We start from the raw sequence: 20,499 nt of genomic DNA on the forward strand, positions 1-20,499 counted from the left end.
AAATAATAATTGAATTATTGGTGAAATTAATATAAATCTTGACGCTTTGTTGCTTTCCATCCAAATTATAAGACTAATTTTTAAGTTCACGACAGTCAAATTTCCTTATAGAATTCAGCAAACATCCAATTACTATTCCTAGTAAAATTAATTGTTAAATAACTGGCTGATTTTTTCTTCTGACAAAAGATTCTTGTCTATGTAAACTTTATTATTCGTATCAATATCGTTGTCAAGGCGATAGGCATCTTTAAAACCTACTAAAATAACCTTTATACCTTTTTCCTCAGCATTCACCATCTTAAATTCATAAATTAAATCCAAAACATCTTGGGCGATGTATACTGTATCGGAGGCATTTATGATAACATTGGAATTATTAGGGAGCTTATTTAAGGTAAGTTTAATTGCCGCCTTGTTAAGAAAAGAAACTTCTTGCGCCAAATCAACATGAATAACATCACCACTTGAATATTCCTCTTTTCTAAAAAAGTAAGCTTTTTTAATATTACCCCTAAGAATGAAAATCACACTAATTATCATTCCCAAAGCTACCCCATTTAACAAACCAAGGAAAACTACGGCCAATAAGGTCAATATAAATGGAATGAACTGATATTTTCCCCGCTCCCAAAAATGTTTAAAAGTAGCAGGATTTGCCAATTTATACCCGATCGTTAATAAAATGGCTGCAAGTGTTGCCATAGGAATCATATTAAGAAAAGCAGGTATACTCAACACGCAAATAAGCAGAAGAAAACCATGTATAATAGCTGACATCTTGGTTTTCGCCCCAGAATTTGCGTTGGCGGAAGACCTTACAACAACAGAAGTCATGGGCAAACCTCCTAAAATCCCACTTATGATATTCCCTACACCCTGTGCTTTTAATTCGACATTTGTATTGACAAATCTTTTTAATGGATCCAATCTTTCAGTCGCTTCTATGCATAGAAGGGTTTCTATAGAGGCAACTATGGTGATGGTTATGGCAACAATCCATACGCCAGGATTAAAAATGGCCTCATAGGATGGAGAAACAAATATTCCTTTAAATTCTTCTATACTCTTAGGAACAGGAAGGCTAACCAAATATTCAGAGGTGACTGCAAAGGTACTATCAGTTAAAATAAATATTCCGTTTATGACTATCCCCGTTATAACAGCCACCAATGCCCCAGGAACTAATTTTAGCTTTTTCAAAGCAGGCGTTTTTTGCCATGTGATAAGTACGGCCAAAGAAGCAACTGTTATAATTAGAATTCCAGGCTGTATGTCCTGAAAGGCCGCAAATATATCTGCAAAAATCCCTAGTCCAGAACTGATTTCAACGTCAGAACCCAAGGCAAGGGGGATTTGCTGGATAAATATAATTACTCCTATCCCTGCAAGCATTCCTTCGATTACATTTGAAGGGAAATAATTTGAAATAGTTCCTGCTTTCAATAAGCCTAAAAGCAATTGCATAGCGCCGGCTAAAATAACAGCAATTAGAAAGGATTCATAGCCAAGATCAGCTATGGCAACAAATACTATTGCCGTCAAGCCAGCTGCAGGACCTGAGACACTAATGTGAGACTGACTTAAGAATCCAACAACGATACCACCAATGATTCCAGTAATGATTCCTGAAAATAATGGTGCACCAGATGCCAATGCTATTCCCAAACACAATGGCAGTGCCACTAAGAATACTACCAAACCTGATGCAACATCTGATTTTAGATGTGCAAATAGATTATTACTTTTCATGTAAAATTATTATGAGTTTAAAATTCTTACCTTAACAAAATTAATATTTGATTAGGCAGATAGATAAAAAACCAATGACAATGAGAATCGCCATGGACTAACGGAAGAATTATGAAAACTCAGGAGGTGGGACAATTATGCCCGGACTATGGAGACTTGATAATATCGTTTGAAAATTAATGCTAGATGAAAATTTGCTAATGAAAGAATGTTCAGGTAGGAAATTATCGGACGTAAAAAAATCGTCAATGTCCAATTCACTTTTTACTTCATTCTCTTTTGTTTCCTCTTCAGCAAATGAAAAAATCATAGAAATATTTACATCTTCATCTATTGCAGTGACTATAATGGTAGGCACAAACAACAAGGATAGGAAAATTCCTAAAAATGCAAAAGCAATGTTTCTATATGTTCTTTTATCGAATATCAATCTTAAAATTTGAGAACGCAATATAGTGAATAACACAAAATTTAACGAATCCTATTTAAAAATGTTTAGATTTTTTCTACTTTTTTGCTCTTTTAGTTTAAAAAGGGCTGTTATTTTAAAATAATGAAAAAGGTTTTTAGTTAAGAATCAAATCTTTAACAATAGGCATTTCTAAAGCAGAATCTTAACAATCGATCAAAATCAAACCATGCCATCACCAATTTAGGCTAGCTCTACTTTGGGGAAGTTTGATTGTTTTTTCAAACTTCCCTGTCTTACCTTAGATTTCCAGCTACTAGCAGCATTGGTTTCAAAAGGGAATGTTATTCTTTCTCCCTCCTTCCATCCAAAAGATGAATTACTTTATTGCCATAAGCAGCATTCTTTTCTGAATGGGTTACTTGAATGATGGTGACCCCCTCCTTGTTTAATTGCTTAAAAAGCTCCATAATTTCCTCACCTTGTTTGGAATTTAAGTTTCCTGTTGGTTCATCAGCCAAAATTAACTTTGGCTTTCCAATCAATGCCCTTGCGACTCCTACTAATTGCTGTTGCCCACCGCTTAGTTGAGCCGGAAACAAGTCTTTTTTTCCTACAATATTAAACCGATCCAACATATCTGCAACAAGGGCTTTACGTTCGGATCCAGTATGCTTTTTATAGAGCAATGGCATTTCCAGGTTTTCATAAACTGTCAATTCATCAATCAAATGGTAGGCCTGAAAAACAAAGCCAATGTATTGTTTGTAAAGTGCGGCACGGTGCTTTTCCTTTAACTGATGAACAGGTTCATCCATAAAATTGTATTTACCTTCATCAAAAGCATCCAACATGCCGATCACATTGAGTAAAGTTGATTTTCCTGATCCAGAAGGGCCCATGATGGAGATAAAAGCCCCTTCCTCCACCTCAAAATTGATATCTTTTAATAAAAAAACCCTTCGTCCTCCTTGTTGGACCCATTTGAAAATGTTGCTTAATTGTATGAGCATGGTTTCAATTTATAATATAATGTTTGAATGTATAGGTTATTCTTCTTTTAATGCTTCCACAGGATTGGACATTGCAGCTCTAAAGCTTTGCCAACTGACCGTCAAAAATGCAATAGCAATGGCAGCAGTGCCTGCTAAACCAAATACCCACCAACTGATAGTAGTTTTATAGGCAAATCCCTCCAGCCACTTGTCCATGCCGTACCATGCAATTGGTACTGAAATTAAAAATGACAGCAGTACCCATTTCAGAAAATCCTTGTTGAGTAAGAGTAAAATCTCGGATACTTTGGCGCCATTCACTTTGCGGATGCCTATTTCTTTGGTCCTCTTGGCCATGGCATATGTTGCTAAAGCAAACAAGCCCATGCAAGACAATAGGATTGCTAGGATAGAAAACCAAGCCACTAGCTTATTGATTTTAATGTACTCTTTGTATTGCTCATTGAGCTTGTCATTGGCAAAATAAAACTTAGGTGCTAATCCTGAAAAAGCAAGACCCCATTTTTGTTTTAACAGATCAAGCACCTGCATGCTTGCTCCTTTCCGAGCTTTTATAGAAAAGTATCCCCAATTGGTAAAATCTTCTTGTTCAGAAAATATATGGGCCAGAGGTTGGGCCTTGTGTTGGACCCCCTGGTAACTAAAATCATCCACTATCCCAACCAATTTTCTAATTTCACCCGTAACTGAACTTTCATTTAAGACCTGACCACTTGCTACTTTAAAGCCTAGTTCTTGGGTAGCTGTCTTGTTAAGTACAATTGCATTGTCGTAATTTACAGCCCCTTTTTCAAAGCCTTCACCGGACAAAAAATTGATGCCAAAGGTTTTGAAATAATTTTCACCTACATAGGCTTTTCGTAGGTGTATTGACGCTACTAAATGATTCCCTTGAGGATAAAAAACATTGTAGTTTTCGCTATAAAAGCCAGGGATACACTGGGAAAAACTTACCGTTTCCACTAGAGGGCTTGCTTCCATTTCCGCTGCAATCCGCTTGTATCCATTGCTGGTCTTTTTCATATCGGGAAATTGCCAAGGTTGCAATTCTGTAATGATTACATTTTCCGTATCAAAAAGTGGATCTTTTTCCATCATGGCGTTGACTTGCTTTCTAACCAAAAATGTTCCTGAAATCAAGACAATAGCAATGGCAAATTGAATGACGATAAGAGAGTGTCTAGCAGCTGAAGATCTGTTTCCTGAAAAGGAAAAGCCTTTTAAACTTTCTGTTAATTTTCCTTGGGCCCAAAACAAGGAAGGTATTAGTCCTGATAAGCCCCCTACTATCCCCCAGATTGTGATGGGAATCCATAGAAAAACCGGGTTTTGAAATGGGGTAAAATGTAAATCTGTTTCAAAAAGGGAATTGAAGGTGGGTAGAAATAGGGCCATTAAGCTTAAACCCAAAAGCAGGGCAATAAAACTAACGGCAAAAGATTCGGTCATTATTTGTCCAAATAGCTGACTTTTGCTGGCGCCATGTACTTTCTTGATCCCAATTTCCTTCATTCGAGAGAGTACACTGTTTATAGTTAAATTAATAAAGTTTACAATTGCTATACTGATGATGCCAAAAGCGATAATGCTAAGGATCACAATAAGCGTTTGATTGGACTCTTCGGCTTCGTGGTATTCGCCAAAAGGCATCAGGCTAATGACTGTTTCATTTTGACCTACTGGTAGGTAATTTTCTTTGACAATTTGCTGTAATTTTCCATGGATTGATTCCGGAACAATACCCTCTTTTAATTGCACATACGTAATGGAAAAAAGATTGTACCAGTCATGTACATCCTTTATCCAAGGGGAAATTTCTTCCCCAGTATCATAGGAGGCTACAATATCAAATTTCTCGGAAGAATTTGAAGGGATGTCTACTACCCCTTTAACTTCCAAAAACACATCCTCAAATTTTATTTGCAGTTTTTTACCCAAAGCAGGTTCATAACCAAAGTACTTTTTAGCAAAATCTGAGCTGATTACTACCCCATATTTTTCCTTTATAGCATTCTTTGCTGAGCCTTCTAAGAATGGAAAAGTAAATACGGAGAAAAAACCTTCGTCCACGTAATGAATATTCTCCTGAAAAGCCACCTCTCTATAACTCATTCGAAACCCTTCCCAATCAAAGATCCTTGTGCCATTTTCAATTTCAGGCAAGTCTTCCAATAATTTGGGTAATAATGGTCCCTTGGTCTGAAAAGCATTATCATCCCTTACCCTATAGATGTTTTCGAAATTGTCATGAAAGTGATTGTAAGTAAGGTCATTGTGAACATAAAGTGCCAACAGTAAAAATGAGGCAATGCCTATACCCAATCCAAAAGTATTGATCAGAAAAGTCCCTTTATTATTTTTAATATTTCGGAAGAAAATTTTCAAGTTATGTCTTAGCATTATTACTAGATTTATTTTTTAATTCTTGAGCAGCAGTTCGATTATTACAGGGCTTAGCCTTAATAGGTATTGGAAATTTAATTTTAAAATCCGAGTGAAATTTTATTCATCACTCAAGGAGTCAATAGGGTTGGAAATTGCTGCTTGAAAACTTTGCCAACTAACAGTCAGAAGCGCTATCAATAATGCAGTTATTCCAGCCAAAACAAATAGCCACCAGCTAATTTCAGCCCTATAAGCAAAACCTTGTAGCCATTTGTGCATGACAAACCATGAAATAGGCACTGCAGCTAAAAAGGCTACCCCTACCCACTTTATAAAATCCTTGTTCAATAGTTGTAGAATTTGGCCTACGCTTGCACCATTTACTTTCCGTATGCCGATTTCCTTTTTACGTTGCACCACGCTATAAGAGCTTAAACCAAAAAGCCCCATGGAAGCAATCAAAATGGCCAGAATGGTAAAAATTTGAAAAGCCATGGCAAATTGACGGTCTTGCTTGTATTGATTCGCGAAATTCTGATCTAAAAAAGTATAATTATAGGTACTCTCAGGAAATACCTGATGCCAAATATTGTCTAATTGATCCAGTGTTTGGGCAGTACTAGCCATACTTGCTGACCGCTTGTCTAGCTTCACCAAAACATTTGCTGTATTATTATTGTGGGTAATAAGAAAGGGCTCAATTGGAGATTTCAATCCAAAATGGTGGTAATCTTTTAAAATACCATTTATAGTCCATTCCTGATCCCAAAATCTAATCGTCTTACCTGTAGCACTGTTCCTATCGGTTATCCCAATAAAATCTGCCATTTTTTCATTGATTACGATATTGTTGCTTCGTCCCATTGCTGTTTGAGAAAAAGGCTCACCAGCAACAAATTCCATCTGCATCAAATCAAAATATTCAGGTTGGGCGGCATAATTATACCAAACCTGTTTGACATCTTTTCTACCATCTGGAAAAATTACGCCAATATTAGAATTCAAATTTCCAAAATTATCCCCTGGATAAGTCTGTGCCAAAGCCACATTTTCTACAGACGGACTTTTCTTTAGTTCTGAGACAAGCGTATTGAATGCCACGTGCAATAAAGAGTCATTATTGCTGTTCAAAACCCTACCATTTAAACTTACCAAATTATCTAATTTTGCGCCTATGGGTCTATTTTGAAGGTACCTTATTTGCTTTTTTGCCATAAAAGCGCATGTTAATAAAGCAATGGTAGCTAAAAATTGACCTGTTATCAATGCTTTGCGCATATTGAAGCCATTCGTTGAAATATGCAATTTCCATTTGAGAACCTTAACAGGTTTATAACTGCTCAATACAAAAGCTGGGTAGAATGACGAAAGAAACACTCCAACCAGTATAAAACAAAAATAAGGTAAAAATCTCCCCATTTGGGCAATATCCAACTGAAGTTCAAGGTCTACAAACTTGTTAAAAAGGGGAAGCAAAATATAGACGGCTACAATACCCAACAGGATGGCAATAAAATTCAAAAGACCAGATTCTATTAATGATTGAAGGATCAATTGCGGTCTCCTTGCTCCCACAACTTTGCGAACGCCTATTTCTTTGGCCCTTTCAAGGGATTTGCTAGTCGAGAGATTGACATAGTTCATCCAAGATAATAATAGGATAATAAAGGCAATCATGGCCAGTAATTTTACGCTGTCTCCACTCCCATTGGCTTCAGCTTCATAGGGTTTGTTTGAGTACAAATGAATCTCTTCTATAGGTTCAAGATGGTGCCTTTCATTTTGGAGTCCCTCGGGAGTAAAATTCATAACCTTTTGATTGAGCTGATTTACATTGGCATTCTCATCTATAGTTAAGTAGGTAAAATATTCATTTTGGTTCCAGGTATATTTCCAATCATTGCTAAATACCGGCCAGGTATAGAATGTCTTAAAGGAGACCAAAAAATCGTTGTTAATATGTGAATTTGGGACATTGCTATTCATGACACCAGTGATGCTAAATAGAGCATCTCCACCACCTGCTATCTTTAAACTCTGACCAATTGGGTCAACCTCACCAAAGATCTTTTGGGCAAGGAAAGCGGACAGTACTATTGAATACGGCTCATTAAGCGCTGTATTAATGTCCCCTTTCTTTAAACCACGGTCAAAAATTCGAAAATAGCTGGGATCAGTCAAAGCTCCCGTTTGATTGTCAAAAATTTTATTGTCATATAAAAGTACCTGACTTTTCACTCGACGAAGCCGAACATAATCTTTAATTTCAGGAAATTCATTTTTTAAGGTGGGACCACTAACGATATAGGCATTGGCATCTCCGGGCATATATTCATTCCCTTCTAGGTAATCCATATACACGCGGTATACCTGATCAGATCCATCAAATTTGTCATAACTTTCTTCATGATTTACATAAAGCATAATCAAAGTGAAGGAGGCAATCCCTATTGATAATCCAAATATATTTATAAAGGAATACAACTTGTTCTTAAGCAGGTATCGGGTAGCGATTTTTAAGAAAAGTGTATACATGGTTTCATCAAATTATTTAGCGCTAAGCTTTAGGGCTATTCAGGTTCTTGAATAAATAAATACGATCTTCATGCCAAAATCACATATACCTGTATTTCAGCTACTTAAAATATAAATTATCGCAATTTAAGATTTTACTGTAAAACTTTTTGACAGGATATGTACAATATATTTACAAAAGCCACTTTCTATTCAGTGCTCAAACTCTTTACAGGATTGGCATTGGCTGCTAAAAATATTTTTATACTAATTACGATAAGTGCAATTATTGTTGTACTAAGTCCACCTAAAAGAAAAACCCACCAGCTAAGTGCTGTTTTATAGGCAAAGTCCTGCAACCATATATTAATGCCCCAGATCGAAACTGGAACAGCTATAATAAAGGCTATGCCCACCAAAACCATAAACTCTTTCCCTAGCAAAATATTTAATTGGAACAAGGAGGCCCCAAGGACTTTCCTAATGCCGATTTCTTTGGTCCGCTTTTCTGTGGTATGAATAACCAATCCAAGTAGGCCAAGACAACTGATTAATATGGCTAAACCGGTGGCCCATTTTAATAGCGTGGCCATTTTTTCCTCTTGCCTGTAAAATTGCTTGACATCCTCATCAATAAAATTAATTCGAAAAGTTTCTTTAGGGAAGAACTCCTTCCAATACGCTTCGATTTTATTAATTGCCAATGGCCAATTTTCTACATCATTGGCTTGAAATGAAAAATGAATGGTGCTACTTTGAGAATTTTGAATAAAAGCCATTGGCTCTATTTCCTCTCTGAGAGAACTTTGATTAAAGTCTTTCATTACCCCTACAATTGGTATATTTTCATCATTTACCTTGAATTGCTGGCCAATAACTTCGTTGGGCTTTTGAAATCCCAATTGGCGCATCAATGTTTCATTGACAACATATTCGGAGATGGAATCATTAAGCGGTAAACGACCAGCCGAGAGCTCTATACCATATAAGTCAAGGTAATTTTCATCCCCATAGAGCAATTGTATTTGAACATGGGTTTCTTTTCCTCCAGAAAAATAACTAACCCCTCTTCCTGAATAACTTTGGGATGCTGGAGCTGCACCAGCTTTACTTAATTTTTTAATCTCAGGAATGCCTGTAAGCACCTCCCTAAACGCTTCAATTTTTTCGACTGAAGTCGGATTACTTGGTGCCCTAACATAAGCTACCGACTCTTTTTTAAAGCCCATATCTTTGTTAATTAAGTAGTTAATTTGTTTACCTACCAATAGTGTAGCTATAATAAATACCTGGGCAATTACAAATTGAAAGACAGTTAAGTATTTTCTTAAATCCCCTTTTTCCCCATCCAATATGGACTGATTTTTTAGAACGGATACAGGTTTAAATTGCGATAGTACAAGACCGGGATAAAATCCAGACAAAAAGGTAATTAGCACTAATAACAGTATCAAGGATAATATAAGCACAGGACTTTTCATTAAATCTAGACCTAGCCCGGAAGGCATAAATTCAGCGAATTCACGAAGAAGAAAAATAGCGAGGAAAATGGACAGAATAGCTGCAGAGAGGGTCAATATGAAGGTTTCACCTAAAAATTGAATGACCAATTGCTTTTTGGAACTGCCCAATGTTTTACGAATACCTATTTCTTTGGCTCGTTTAGCAGATTGGGCGGTATTCAGGTTGATAAAATTGATGCAACCTAATAATAATAGAAAGACAGCGATAAAACCTAAACCAAACAAAACATCGGAACTCGCCCGGTAATTACTATTGTCAAATACCCCATAATTATCCCCAAGGTGTAGCTCTTTTAAAGGTTGAAGATGGAAGGATCTGAAATAGCCCAAGGCAGCCATTTCTTCATTTCTGCTCTCTTCTTCCAATACATCCAATTGGGCTTGCACAGCCTCTTTACTATTAAATTTATCGGTTTTAATAAACAATTGGGTTGATGAACTGACACTTCCCCAACTTTCATCATAGAAATAACCATATTTATCTAAATTTTGAAAGGACTTCCTAGCTATAAACTCCTTAAAAGTAAAGTCACTACGTTCCTCAAATTCAAGCACTATACCTGTCACTTTTATGCTCAAAGAATCTTCATAAATTAAGGTATTGCCTATTATTTCATCAGGTGATTTGCCAGGAAAATATTTTTCTGCCCTGCCTTTGCTCAATACCACCTCATATGGATTTTCAAGTGCAGTACCTGGTGATCCGGCAAGCCATTGGTATTCAAAAATCTTAAAGTATTCCTGATCAGCTATTACTACATCTCCCGGCCAATTAAATTCCTTTTGACTGGAAGCTACCGTCACTTTAGTAAAACTAGACACAAAAAAAGGAGCTACATTATCAATTCCGGTGCTGTTGTTCTGTAAAGCGTCAATAAGAGGAACCGGAACCCCTCTGGAATGGCCATCCCGATCGGGTCCTTTCGTATCCATTACTATCCTGTAAATCCTTTCCTTATCGGCATGAATTTTATCAAAGGTAAGGTCATAATAAATCATGATCCCGATCACAAAAGCGGCACTCAAACCTATCGATAAACCGATGATATTGATCAATGAGAAAGTTTTGTTTTTCCAGATGCTTCGAAAAGCAATTTTTAGATAATTTCTATACATGGCCTCCTTATTTACTCAGTTCTTAAACTTTTCACTGGATTGACATTGGCTGCTCTGATGGCTTGAAAGCTTACCGTAAATAAAGTGATAAGCATGGCACCAGTAATTGCCCAGACAAAAGTCCACCCAGATATTTCCATTCGATACTCATAATTTTGCAACCACTGGCTCATAAAATAAAAAGCGATTGGGACAGCGAACAAACAGGATATCAATACCAGAATCACAAAGTCTTTAGAGAGCATCTGCCATAAATTTAAAACTGAAGCTCCGAGGACCTTTCTTACCCCTATTTCTTTGGTCCGTTGTTCTGCCACAAATGAAGCCAAGCCAAAAAGGCCCAAACAACTGATAAGAATGGCCAGGATGGTAAAAACCCCAGCCAAATTTCCCAAGCGCTGCTCCGATTCAAATTTTTTGGCGTAAGCCTCGTCAATAAAACCATAATCAAATTTGGCGGAGGGAACTACATTTGCAAATACTTTTTCTATCGACGCTATGGCATCACTAGTGATGGCATCCGCTTTAATTTTGATATTGATATAATCTACCCTATCGTAATCAAGGTAGAAAAAAGCTTGTTTGACTGGCTGATAAGGGGACTGCATCACCATGTCCTTCGTTACGCCAATGATTTCCACACGATCACCATTCCCAAAATTGAAAAAGCTTCCTACCGGATTTTCTATACCCATATATTTGACAGCCGCTTCGTTGATAATTATGGCAGAAGAATCCGAGGCGAAGTCTCTGGAAAAGTCCCTACCTTCCAGAAATTCCCAACCTACTGTTTTGCCATAATCGTGAGTCACCCTGAGGATGCCAAAATCAGGAGACATCTTAGGATCTTTTCCTACCCAAGAAATACTTCCGCCACCATTGCTATAAACGCCCATTAATGGGGAGGATGATTGCGTCATGTTTGCTACTACTCCAGAGTTTATGAGCTCATTTCGAAGTAAATCATATTTTCCATTGTATTCGGGATTGTTCATTTGGATCGAAATAAGATTATTTTGATCATAGCCCATAGGTCTGTCCTTAGAAAATTCTATTTGGTTGAATACAATGACAGTGCCGACTGCCAACATTATAGAAACGGCAAACTGAAACACCACCAATACTTTCCGGGGAACAGCAGAATAAGGCCCAGCCTTGAAAGTACCTTTTAAAACCTTAATGGGGCTAAATGAAGATAGATACAGTGCTGGATAACTACCGGCCAACAGCCCGGTAATCAGGGTGACTGCAATTAATGAGAACCAAAAAACCAAATTAGACCATGGAATCTGCATGTTTTTCCCGGCCAATTCATTGAACCAGGGGATGGAAATTAAAACCAGAAAAAATGCAAATAGAAGGGCAATACCCGAAATTAAAATGGATTCACTTAAAAACTGAAAAATTAATTGCTCCTTATTGGACCCAACAGTTTTTCGAATGCCTACTTCCTTGGAGCGTTTTTGAGATCGTGCTGTGCTTAGATTCATAAAGTTAATACAGGCGAGTAACAATACAAATCCACCTATGGCTATAAATAACCAAACGAAGGTGATCCTGCCTTCAGTAGGTTTGCCTTGCGCGTCAAATTCAGAATATAAATGCCATTTATCCATAGGGTAGACAAATGGATGAAGGCCACGTCTTTCATAACCTTCCAATGATTCTGATGGTCCGTATTGAGAATATAAATTCTTCAAGGCAGCATTGGCTGTCTCAAAATCAATTTCTGGATTTAATTGAACATAAAACTGGAATGACCAATCGTCCCAAACGGTTTTTATCCGTTCAAACCTATCCGGCTCATTTGCTTCCGTCAATTGCCAATTAGCAAAAAACTTGACATTGGCAAAACTGTTATTTTTGGGAAGCTCCTTATAAACCCCATTCACTACAGCATCCATCTGATTGTTGATTTTTATGGATTTTCCTATAGGGTCTTCTTTCCTAAAAATGGCAGCAGCAGCTGTTTCAGATAAAACCACTGCATTCACCTCCTCTAAACTTGAATAAGAACCCTGGACCATTTCCAAAGAAAGCATTTCCAAGGCTTCACTTTCAATAAACTGCCCTGTCTCGGTGTAATTTTCCCCATCATTGGACAATACATAATTTCCCACCCAGGTGGCACGAATGGCATGGGCAAAATAATCTGAATAATTTTCTTTAATTACGCTTCCCATGGTATACAGCGTAGAGGGAAAAGAACCAATTTCACCGGTATCCAAGTTTTTGCCCCTATTGTAAATCTGGGCTATTTTATCATGGTTATCATGGTGGGTATTGAAAGTTAACTCATCCAGAACCCATAGACCAATTATGATTACTACAGCCATTCCTAAAGCCAATCCGCCAATGTTTATGGCAGCATAGCCTTTGTTACGTTTAAGGTTTCTCCAGGCAATTTTTAGATAGTTTTTGTACATGACTTTAAGGGTTATTCTGTTCTTAAGCTTTTAACAGGATTCGCAATTGCTGCTTTATAGCTTTGCCAACTCACCGTCGACAATGAAATAATAAAAGTAAACGCACCTGCCAAGGCAAATATCCACCAACTTATATTAGTTTTATAAGCAAAATTTTGGAGCCAATTTTGCATTAATAAATACGCTATTGGGCTAGCTATAATAAATGCCAATCCAACCCATCTAATAAAACTGATATTCAAAAGGTAAATCACTTCCCAAACCTGGGCCCCATTTACCTTTCGAACTGCTATCTCTTTCACCCTGCGACGGGTTCCATAAATAGCGATAGTAAAAAGTCCGATTATAGATATAATCAGGGCAATTACCGTAAACAATATGTAATTTATACCCAATTGCTTTTCTTTTTGATAGAGTGAAGCAATGTCATCTTCTAAAAAGGTATAGTTAAAGGATGCTTGAGGATTATTGTTTTTATAAAAGTTTTCAAGAAATCCCAACCCACTTTCAATTGATTCATCGTAAAATTCAACAATATAAGGATCATCAACGTTTTCCATATAAATCATAATTAATGGTTGGGTTATGGAAGAAAGATGTTGATATTTAAAATCTTGCACAACACCTATAATATTATAATCTCCCCAGGATTCATGTTCCATTATAGTATTGTTAATTGCACTTATATTCCAATATTTTTTTGCAGCTTCATTAATTACAATCTTATTTTCACGAGAACGATCGATATCATTATCAAAAAAGCGACCTTCTATTAATTTCAAATTAAATAATTCCTCATAATTAGGAGAAACCTGTAACATATTATGGGTTTCAAGGTCATTTTCTTCATTTTTCTTCTTCCAATCCATCGTAAAGGAATCAATTGGTATATTCCCTTTTGTAAAAGATTTGATATTTCCATTCCTTTCTAATTCATTCTTACCAAGGTTAATTTTAGTTAGAAACTTATCATAGTCTTCCCTAGTTTCAATATTTGAAGGAATCGTCCACAATTGAGCGCTCACTATATTTTTTTGGTTAAATCCCAGATCCATATCCAGCATTAAAGACAATTGCTTCGCAACAACCATAGAAGATATCAATAATAAAAAAGCCAATGTATATTGAAAAACAACAATTATCCCCTTCCCTTTTAGGTTTCTATCGTTTATAACCATATTTCTCAACCCATTTACCAAAGGAACTCTGATTCCTATTATAAATGGATAAATCATACCCATAGTGGCTATTAATAATAGTACTAAACAATTAATTTTTATAACTTCCAATAGTGAGGGAGAAAGATAAATTTTTGTTAGACTCGTAAACGTTGGCAAAACTAAAACATAGGCTAACGTTGTGATTAAAGTACATATTAATATTAAAACCAACATTTCAACAAACATTTGTTTGACTGTGTGATTTTTATTTGCACCATTCACTATCTTCAAAGCCGAATCTTTAATTCTGGAATTTGTATTTATTATTTGTAGATTAGAAAAGTTTAATGCAGATATTGTAAGAATAACCAGCATAATAATGATTTGTATATAAAGGTTATTTTCATTCACTATACGACTAAAAATACCATGACTTTGAACATTACTTTTGTTTATTTCTTTATAATCAAAGGGCAAAATATCCAGTGTGGTTTCTTTAAATCGATTGTATTTGTCTTCAAATTGATTTATTCTTTCTTTAAATAAAGTCTCATCGAAGCTTTTATCTACTAAAATAAAACTACCACCCATCCTGCTGAAAAAATTTGGATCATTATATTGTCGAGGCATAATAAAATCTAACTCTATCGAACTATTATAAGGAACTTTGTCTAAAATCCCTCTGACTGTAAATTTTTTCACCTTTCTATCACCTACTTCTATGATTTTACCTATTGGATCTTCATCTCCAAATATAATCTTAGCAAAGTCCTCTGTTAATAAAATGGCGTCTGGTTCATCCAGAACATTGTTGATATCCCCTATCAATAACTTAAAGTCAAAAACTTTAAAAAACAAGCTATCTGTTATCAAACCTCCCGCTGAAACAGTTGTATTGTCGTAAGTAAATAATAATTCTCCATCAGAATATTTACTTACCCTCGTATGACTTCTCAATTCAGGGAAATCTTTGTATTCAATATTAAAATTTAAAGTAGGGTCGAAAACCTCTGGCAAACTCTTGGCTGAAGTCTTTTTGGTAATTACATAAACATTATCTTTATTCTCATGAAATCCATCCATGTTCAATTGGTCCAGTACATAAGAATACAATAAAGATATACACAAGGCACCTAAGGATAAGGTTAGGATACTTCCTCCAAATATGATATTATTATTTCTGAAGTTTCTTAATGCAAATTTGATGTAGTATTTTAGCATTATTTATTATATTTTATTGTATAATTATTTACACTCAATTTACTTATTCAGGACAGAATAAACCATACAGTTCTTATCTCAAAAGACCAAGAGGTATCGTCTCTTTATTATTCTGACCGTAAACTTTTTACGGGGTTTGATAAAGCTGCTTTAAAGGCCTGAAACCCTACTGTCGACATGGCAATTGTAAAAGCAATGGCCCCAGAGGCCAAAAGCATCCACCATTTGATGTCAATATGGTAAGCAAAGTCCTGTAGCCATCTATTCATGCCAAACCAGGCAATGGGAAAGGCGATTAGAGATGCAATGGCAACCAGTTTGCCAAAATCTTTGCTCAACATCAGCGTAACAGAGATAATAGAAGCCCCAAGCACTTTTCTTAAACCAATTTCCTTTCTACGCTGAGCAGTGACAAAGATCACGAGACCCAGCAGACCAAGACCTGAAATGATAAAAGCTAGGATGGTAAATACCAGTGATAATTTTCCCAGTTTTTGTTGGGCCAGGTATTGTTGGTTAAAATTTTCATTGAGAAAATAAACATTTGCTTGATTCTCGGAATCGAATTGTTCCATTGTACTTTTAACAAATGCCATCCCCTCAAGCGCTTTACCTTTTGAAATTTTTATATACAGATTATCTCTTTCCCTATCGTTTGGCGGCATCAACAGTACCATTGGTTCAATTTTATGTTGGAGAGAAGTAGAATGAAAATCTTTAATAACCCCAATAACCTGCCGTTTTACCAGACTGTCATTTCCGGATTTATAATTTATTTTCTTTCCAATGGCATCTTTATAGCCAAGAGATTTCATCAATGTTTCGTTAATGATTACGGTGCCCTCACTATCTGTTGGCCTATCAGGTGAGAAATTTCTACCCTGTAATAATTTCATTCCATTGGTTGGTAGAAAATCCTCATCGATGTAGAGAAAATTTGCCATAGTGGCAGTGGTTTGCATTATTCCATTCACTTCAAAAAAGAAACTAAATTTGCCAAGGTAATTGGTACCTAAAGGATTGCCGGCTGTTGCTACATTTTCTACCAAGGGGCTTTGCAGAAGTGTTGCTTTTAATGCTGGTATTTTGCTACGTACTTTTACATCATCAATATGGCTTATCAACACCTGTGTTTTGTCAAATCCAAGCTCTTTTTGGGAAACAAATTGCATTTGCTTGTAGATAATGTAGGAGCCACTTATCAGGCAAACTGTGATGACAAACTGGACTACAACAAGTGATTTCCGTAGGAAAATACTCCTACTCAAACTGCCCATTTGCCCTTTGAGTGAAGGAATCATTTTAAGTCTTGACAAAAACAAGGCTGGATAACTGCCGCATAAAACCCCTGTCAAAACCGTAAAAAAGGCAATTGCCCCAATGGTTTTGAGTGCTCCGAAATGCAGGAGTGTCAACTCTTTTTCTGCAAATTGATTAAATATGGGAAGGGTTAATTGAACGATAAAACAGGCAAATAGTGAAGCAATAAAGGTGACCAAAATGGCCTCGCTTAAAAACAACCCTACGAGGTGTTTTATTTCAGATCCAACCACCTTCCGGATACCGATTTCCTTCACCCGCATGGTGGCGCGTGCTGTAGATAGGTTCATGTAATTGATTACCGCAATCAACAATACTAGCAGCCCAATTACAATAAATAAGTAGACCAATCCGGCATTTCCATTGGTACTTAATTCATAATCCAGATGAGAATGCAGGTGAATAGCTGTTAGTGCTTGTAATTCTATCTTAAAATCAGAAAAATTCATTCGGCTGGCCAGTTCCTCTTCGAAAGGAAGCAGCTTGTTTGAAAATGATTCTGGGTCAGTCCCTTTTTTTAAAAGAAGGTAAGTATATAGAAATGCTGCATTCCAATTTTCACTTTTCAGGTCTTCCTTTGCAAAAGAACGGATTGCACTGAATTTCATGTGGGAGTTTTGGGGAATATCCCTTATAACCCCAGTTATTTTTATAGGCTGTTTTTGGCTACCCATGGCAATTGTTTTATTAATTGCTTTTGAGGCATCCCCAAAAATTTTAATGGCAAGGCTTTCTGTAAGGACGATGGTTCCCGGATTTACCAAAGCAGTTGCACCATGTCCATAAAGAAATGGATAATCAAAAAGCGCAAAGAAAGCATTTTCAGCAAACCAAATGCCCTCTTGGTTGATACTTTTATTGGCGTAATTAATTAAGTCACCACCTTCAATATTGATTCTTACTGCCTCTTCCACTTCAGGGAATTCATTTTTTAAAGCCACTGCAAAAGGTGGAGAGGTAAGGGCAATGTCCATTTTTCCATTGTCCCAATTCGCATGCTGAGCGACCCTGAAGATTTGCTCCGAATGAGTAAAGGATCGATCATAGCTAAGTTCATCGGCTACATACAATGCTATCAACCAAAAAGCCGCGAGACCTATGGCAATACCGCTAACATTCAGAAAGCTGTAGCCTTTATTGCGTTTTATATTTCGCCAGGCAATTTTTAAGTTGTTCTTAAGCATAAATCATAATTTAAAACGTTCCCAAGCTTTTAAGGCAAGAGAAGACTATCTAATTTATTCTGACCGTAAACTATTTACGGGGTTGATAATGGCAGCTTTAATTACATGGAAACTCACTGTAAGTAGGGCAATCAGTGTTACCATTATCCCGACCCCTATAAAGGTGTCTGGGCTAATAACTATACGGTGCTCATAACCTTCAATCCAACTTTGCATGGCATACCAGGCCAATGGAGTGGCAATAAGTAGGCTAATGAAAATCAATTTCATGAAATGGAAAGAGATCATTTTAACGATTTCCTTAACAGATGCCCCCATTACCTTTCGAATACCAATTTCCTTGGTCCTGATTTCTATGACCATAAGGGAAATAGCAAATAAACCCAAGCAAGAAAGAAAAATCGCTACCCCAGAGGCAAAACCAAAAGTGGTAGTCAATATACTTTCTCCTTCGTACCAGGCTTGAAGGTTTTCATCTAAAAAGGAAGCTTTAAAATCAACATCTGCGGTTATTTCTTCCCAGACAGTTGAAAGTTTATTCATAGTAGCACTGGGAGAATCTGATTGGATTTTAAGGAAGATATAATTGAAAGCTTCTGTGGATGACAGGTGCATAACAATAGGTAAGGACCTATCGGAAGGTGAATGGGCATAAAAGTCAGCTACTACCCCTATGATCCGGTTTCCTGATTGTTCATCCTTTCCACCAAAGTATTTACCTATTGGATCTGTCTCGCCCATGGCTTTAACAAAGCTTTCGGTAACGACTACAGCATCGATAGTATCTGTGGCAAAATCGGCACTAAAATCTCTTCCTTTTAAGAGTGGGATTTGCAGCGTTTTTAGATAATTAAAATCAACCAAAACCCAATCCGTATCGATCCGGTTTTCTTTGTAAATAAAGTCTATATTCTCTCTGGAAGTTATCCGGTCTCTCCCCCTACCCAAATTACCTCCGGCGCCACTTATCGAAACAAATTCCGGATCACTGGCAAGCTCATTTTGCAATCGGGAAAGAACTTTTCTTCCCTCCTCTTGACTCCCTATTGGAATACTGATGACTTGTTCTTTTTCAAAACCGATGGGTTTATCTTTTAGGAAATTCAACTGTTGACCAGCAATTACACTTACAAATATCAACAAACTGGAAATGGCAAACTGACTCACCAATAAAGAATTGCGTAGCGTACCAGGTTTATTCTTTGAGACGTTTCCTTTCAGAATATCTACCAATCCGAAATTGGCCATTTTAAGGGCAGGATAGCCTCCGGCAATCATTGTTACAAGCAAAAAGACTCCAAAAATAATGGCAATAAAAGTAGGTTGAAACAAGCCTTCAATTTGAATTCCTCCACCAAATTGAGCATTGAACACAGGCACCAATTGAATGGCCAAAACTAGCCCTAGCACAAAACCTATCGCATAAAGAATAAAAGCCTCGCCCCACAATTGTAATAGTAATTGACCTTTAAAGGCTCCTAAAGTTTTTCGAACCCCAAGCTCCCTACTCCTTTTGAAGGAGTGGGCCATGTTTAAGTTTACAAAATTGAAACAAGCGATCAACAAAATAAATGATCCTAGTGCTGCAATGGCATATATCAAGGTTTTCGGAGCGCTTCTTTCCCCAGAAAAATGAACCTGGTCCATAGGTGTGAGGTTTAGACTTAAGAGCTCATTGGTTTCTGTAGCTTCTGGCTGTTCGGTTTTAAGCTGGGCCAATTGCTCAGGATAATATTTTTCTACCATTGAAACTAACTTGTCAGCAACCACTTTCTGATTGCTATTCTTAGAAATTTTAACATACAGATTGGGAAAATTAATTTCCCAGTTATTTTTATTGACATTAAAGTCAGGCAGTGATTCAATCCTTGCCACTGCATCAAAGCGGATACTGGAATTCTTTGGAGCATCTGCAATTATAGCTGAGACAGTGTAGGTCTTTTGTTCTCCGGTTTTCCCTATTCTCAACTCTTCTCCAATCGGATTTTTAGCCCCAAATATTGCTTTTGCAGTACTTTCACTCAACGCAATATTATAAATGCCAGCAAGCGCAGTTTTCTTATCTCCTATCAAGATTGGGAAATTAAAATTATCAAAGAAATAAGCATCCGTTCTGGAAATAATCTTTTCAATACCTATATCTTCAAACTGCATGGTTGCTGGCATGCCACTATGAAATGTTATAGCCGCCTCAATTTCCGGAATTTCTTCCTTTAAAACTGGACCTAGGGGCAATGGCATATTGGAACTTATATTCATCCCTTGGGAAGCATTGGTAAAACGGGAAACCTTAAATAACTGGTCTGAATCTTTGTGAAACGAATCAAAACTAAAATGAAAATAGGCAACCAAAAACAGCAATATGCTTACGGAGAAAGCAACGGCCAATCCTATAATATTGATAAAGGAATGGAGTTTATATTTCCGGATATTTCGCAAGGCAATTTTTAAATAATTTCTGTACATGGTTTTT

At 36.7% G+C, this 20,499-nt stretch carries 10 protein-coding genes; all 10 read right to left on the reverse strand.

What is annotated here, in order from left to right; all coding sequences use genetic code 11:
• Positions 1-147 precede the first annotated feature (147 nt).
• Complete coding sequence (locus AAC073_RS18305; protein ID WP_339925254.1) at positions 148-1,752, reverse strand: SulP family inorganic anion transporter; 1,605 nt, start codon at positions 1,750-1,752, stop codon at positions 148-150.
• A gap of 109 nt (positions 1,753-1,861) precedes the next feature.
• Complete coding sequence (locus AAC073_RS18310) at positions 1,862-2,182, reverse strand: hypothetical protein (protein ID WP_339925255.1); 321 nt, start codon at positions 2,180-2,182, stop codon at positions 1,862-1,864.
• Positions 2,183-2,505: 323 nt separating this feature from the next.
• Positions 2,506-3,174, reverse strand: coding sequence for an ABC transporter ATP-binding protein (locus AAC073_RS18315; RefSeq protein WP_339925256.1), 669 nt, complete (start codon positions 3,172-3,174; stop codon positions 2,506-2,508).
• A gap of 36 nt (positions 3,175-3,210) precedes the next feature.
• Positions 3,211-5,577: an FtsX-like permease family protein gene (locus AAC073_RS18320; RefSeq protein ID WP_339925257.1), complete on the reverse strand. Its 2,367-nt coding sequence runs from the start codon at positions 5,575-5,577 to the stop codon at positions 3,211-3,213.
• Between the two features lie 102 nt (positions 5,578-5,679).
• Positions 5,680-8,097 carry an ABC transporter permease gene (locus AAC073_RS18325; RefSeq protein WP_339925258.1) on the reverse strand — a complete coding sequence of 806 codons (2,418 nt, stop codon included), beginning with the start codon at positions 8,095-8,097 and terminating at the stop codon, positions 5,680-5,682.
• 188 nt (positions 8,098-8,285) lie between these two features.
• Positions 8,286-10,715, reverse strand: coding sequence for an ABC transporter permease (locus tag AAC073_RS18330; protein WP_339925259.1), 2,430 nt, complete (start codon positions 10,713-10,715; stop codon positions 8,286-8,288).
• A gap of 11 nt (positions 10,716-10,726) precedes the next feature.
• Positions 10,727-13,141, reverse strand: a complete 2,415-nt coding sequence (locus AAC073_RS18335) for an ABC transporter permease (RefSeq protein ID WP_339925260.1) — start codon at positions 13,139-13,141, stop codon at positions 10,727-10,729.
• Between the two features lie 11 nt (positions 13,142-13,152).
• Positions 13,153-15,522, reverse strand: a complete 2,370-nt coding sequence (locus AAC073_RS18340; protein ID WP_339925261.1) for an ABC transporter permease — start codon at positions 15,520-15,522, stop codon at positions 13,153-13,155.
• A gap of 107 nt (positions 15,523-15,629) precedes the next feature.
• Entirely contained in the window at positions 15,630-18,026 is a 2,397-nt protein-coding gene (locus AAC073_RS18345; RefSeq protein ID WP_339925262.1) for an ABC transporter permease, read from the reverse strand.
• 54 nt (positions 18,027-18,080) lie between these two features.
• On the reverse strand, positions 18,081-20,492 hold the full coding sequence (locus tag AAC073_RS18350) for an FtsX-like permease family protein (RefSeq protein WP_339925263.1): 2,412 nt from the start codon (positions 20,490-20,492) through the stop codon (positions 18,081-18,083).
• Positions 20,493-20,499: the final 7 nt, after the last annotated feature.

This window comes from uncultured Cyclobacterium sp. (genome assembly GCF_963977555.1).
Taxonomy (GTDB): domain Bacteria; phylum Bacteroidota; class Bacteroidia; order Cytophagales; family Cyclobacteriaceae; genus Cyclobacterium.

Bases quoted from the DNA above. Each gene is read 5' to 3' on its own strand.
- AAC073_RS18320 (WP_339925257.1), bottom strand. From the start codon at position 5,577: ATGCTAAGACATAACTTGAAAATTTTCTTCCGAAATATTAAAAATAAT.
- AAC073_RS18330 (WP_339925259.1), bottom strand. From the start codon at position 10,715: ATGTATAGAAATTATCTAAAAATTGCTTTTCGAAGCATCTGGAAAAAC.
- AAC073_RS18340 (WP_339925261.1), bottom strand. From the start codon at position 15,522: ATGCTAAAATACTACATCAAATTTGCATTAAGAAACTTCAGAAATAAT.
- AAC073_RS18350 (WP_339925263.1), bottom strand. From the start codon at position 20,492: ATGTACAGAAATTATTTAAAAATTGCCTTGCGAAATATCCGGAAATAT.
- AAC073_RS18325 (WP_339925258.1), bottom strand. From the start codon at position 8,097: ATGTATACACTTTTCTTAAAAATCGCTACCCGATACCTGCTTAAGAAC.
- AAC073_RS18315 (WP_339925256.1), bottom strand. From the start codon at position 3,174: ATGCTCATACAATTAAGCAACATTTTCAAATGGGTCCAACAAGGAGGA.
- AAC073_RS18345 (WP_339925262.1), bottom strand. From the start codon at position 18,026: ATGCTTAAGAACAACTTAAAAATTGCCTGGCGAAATATAAAACGCAAT.
- AAC073_RS18305 (WP_339925254.1), bottom strand. From the start codon at position 1,752: ATGAAAAGTAATAATCTATTTGCACATCTAAAATCAGATGTTGCATCA.
- AAC073_RS18335 (WP_339925260.1), bottom strand. From the start codon at position 13,141: ATGTACAAAAACTATCTAAAAATTGCCTGGAGAAACCTTAAACGTAAC.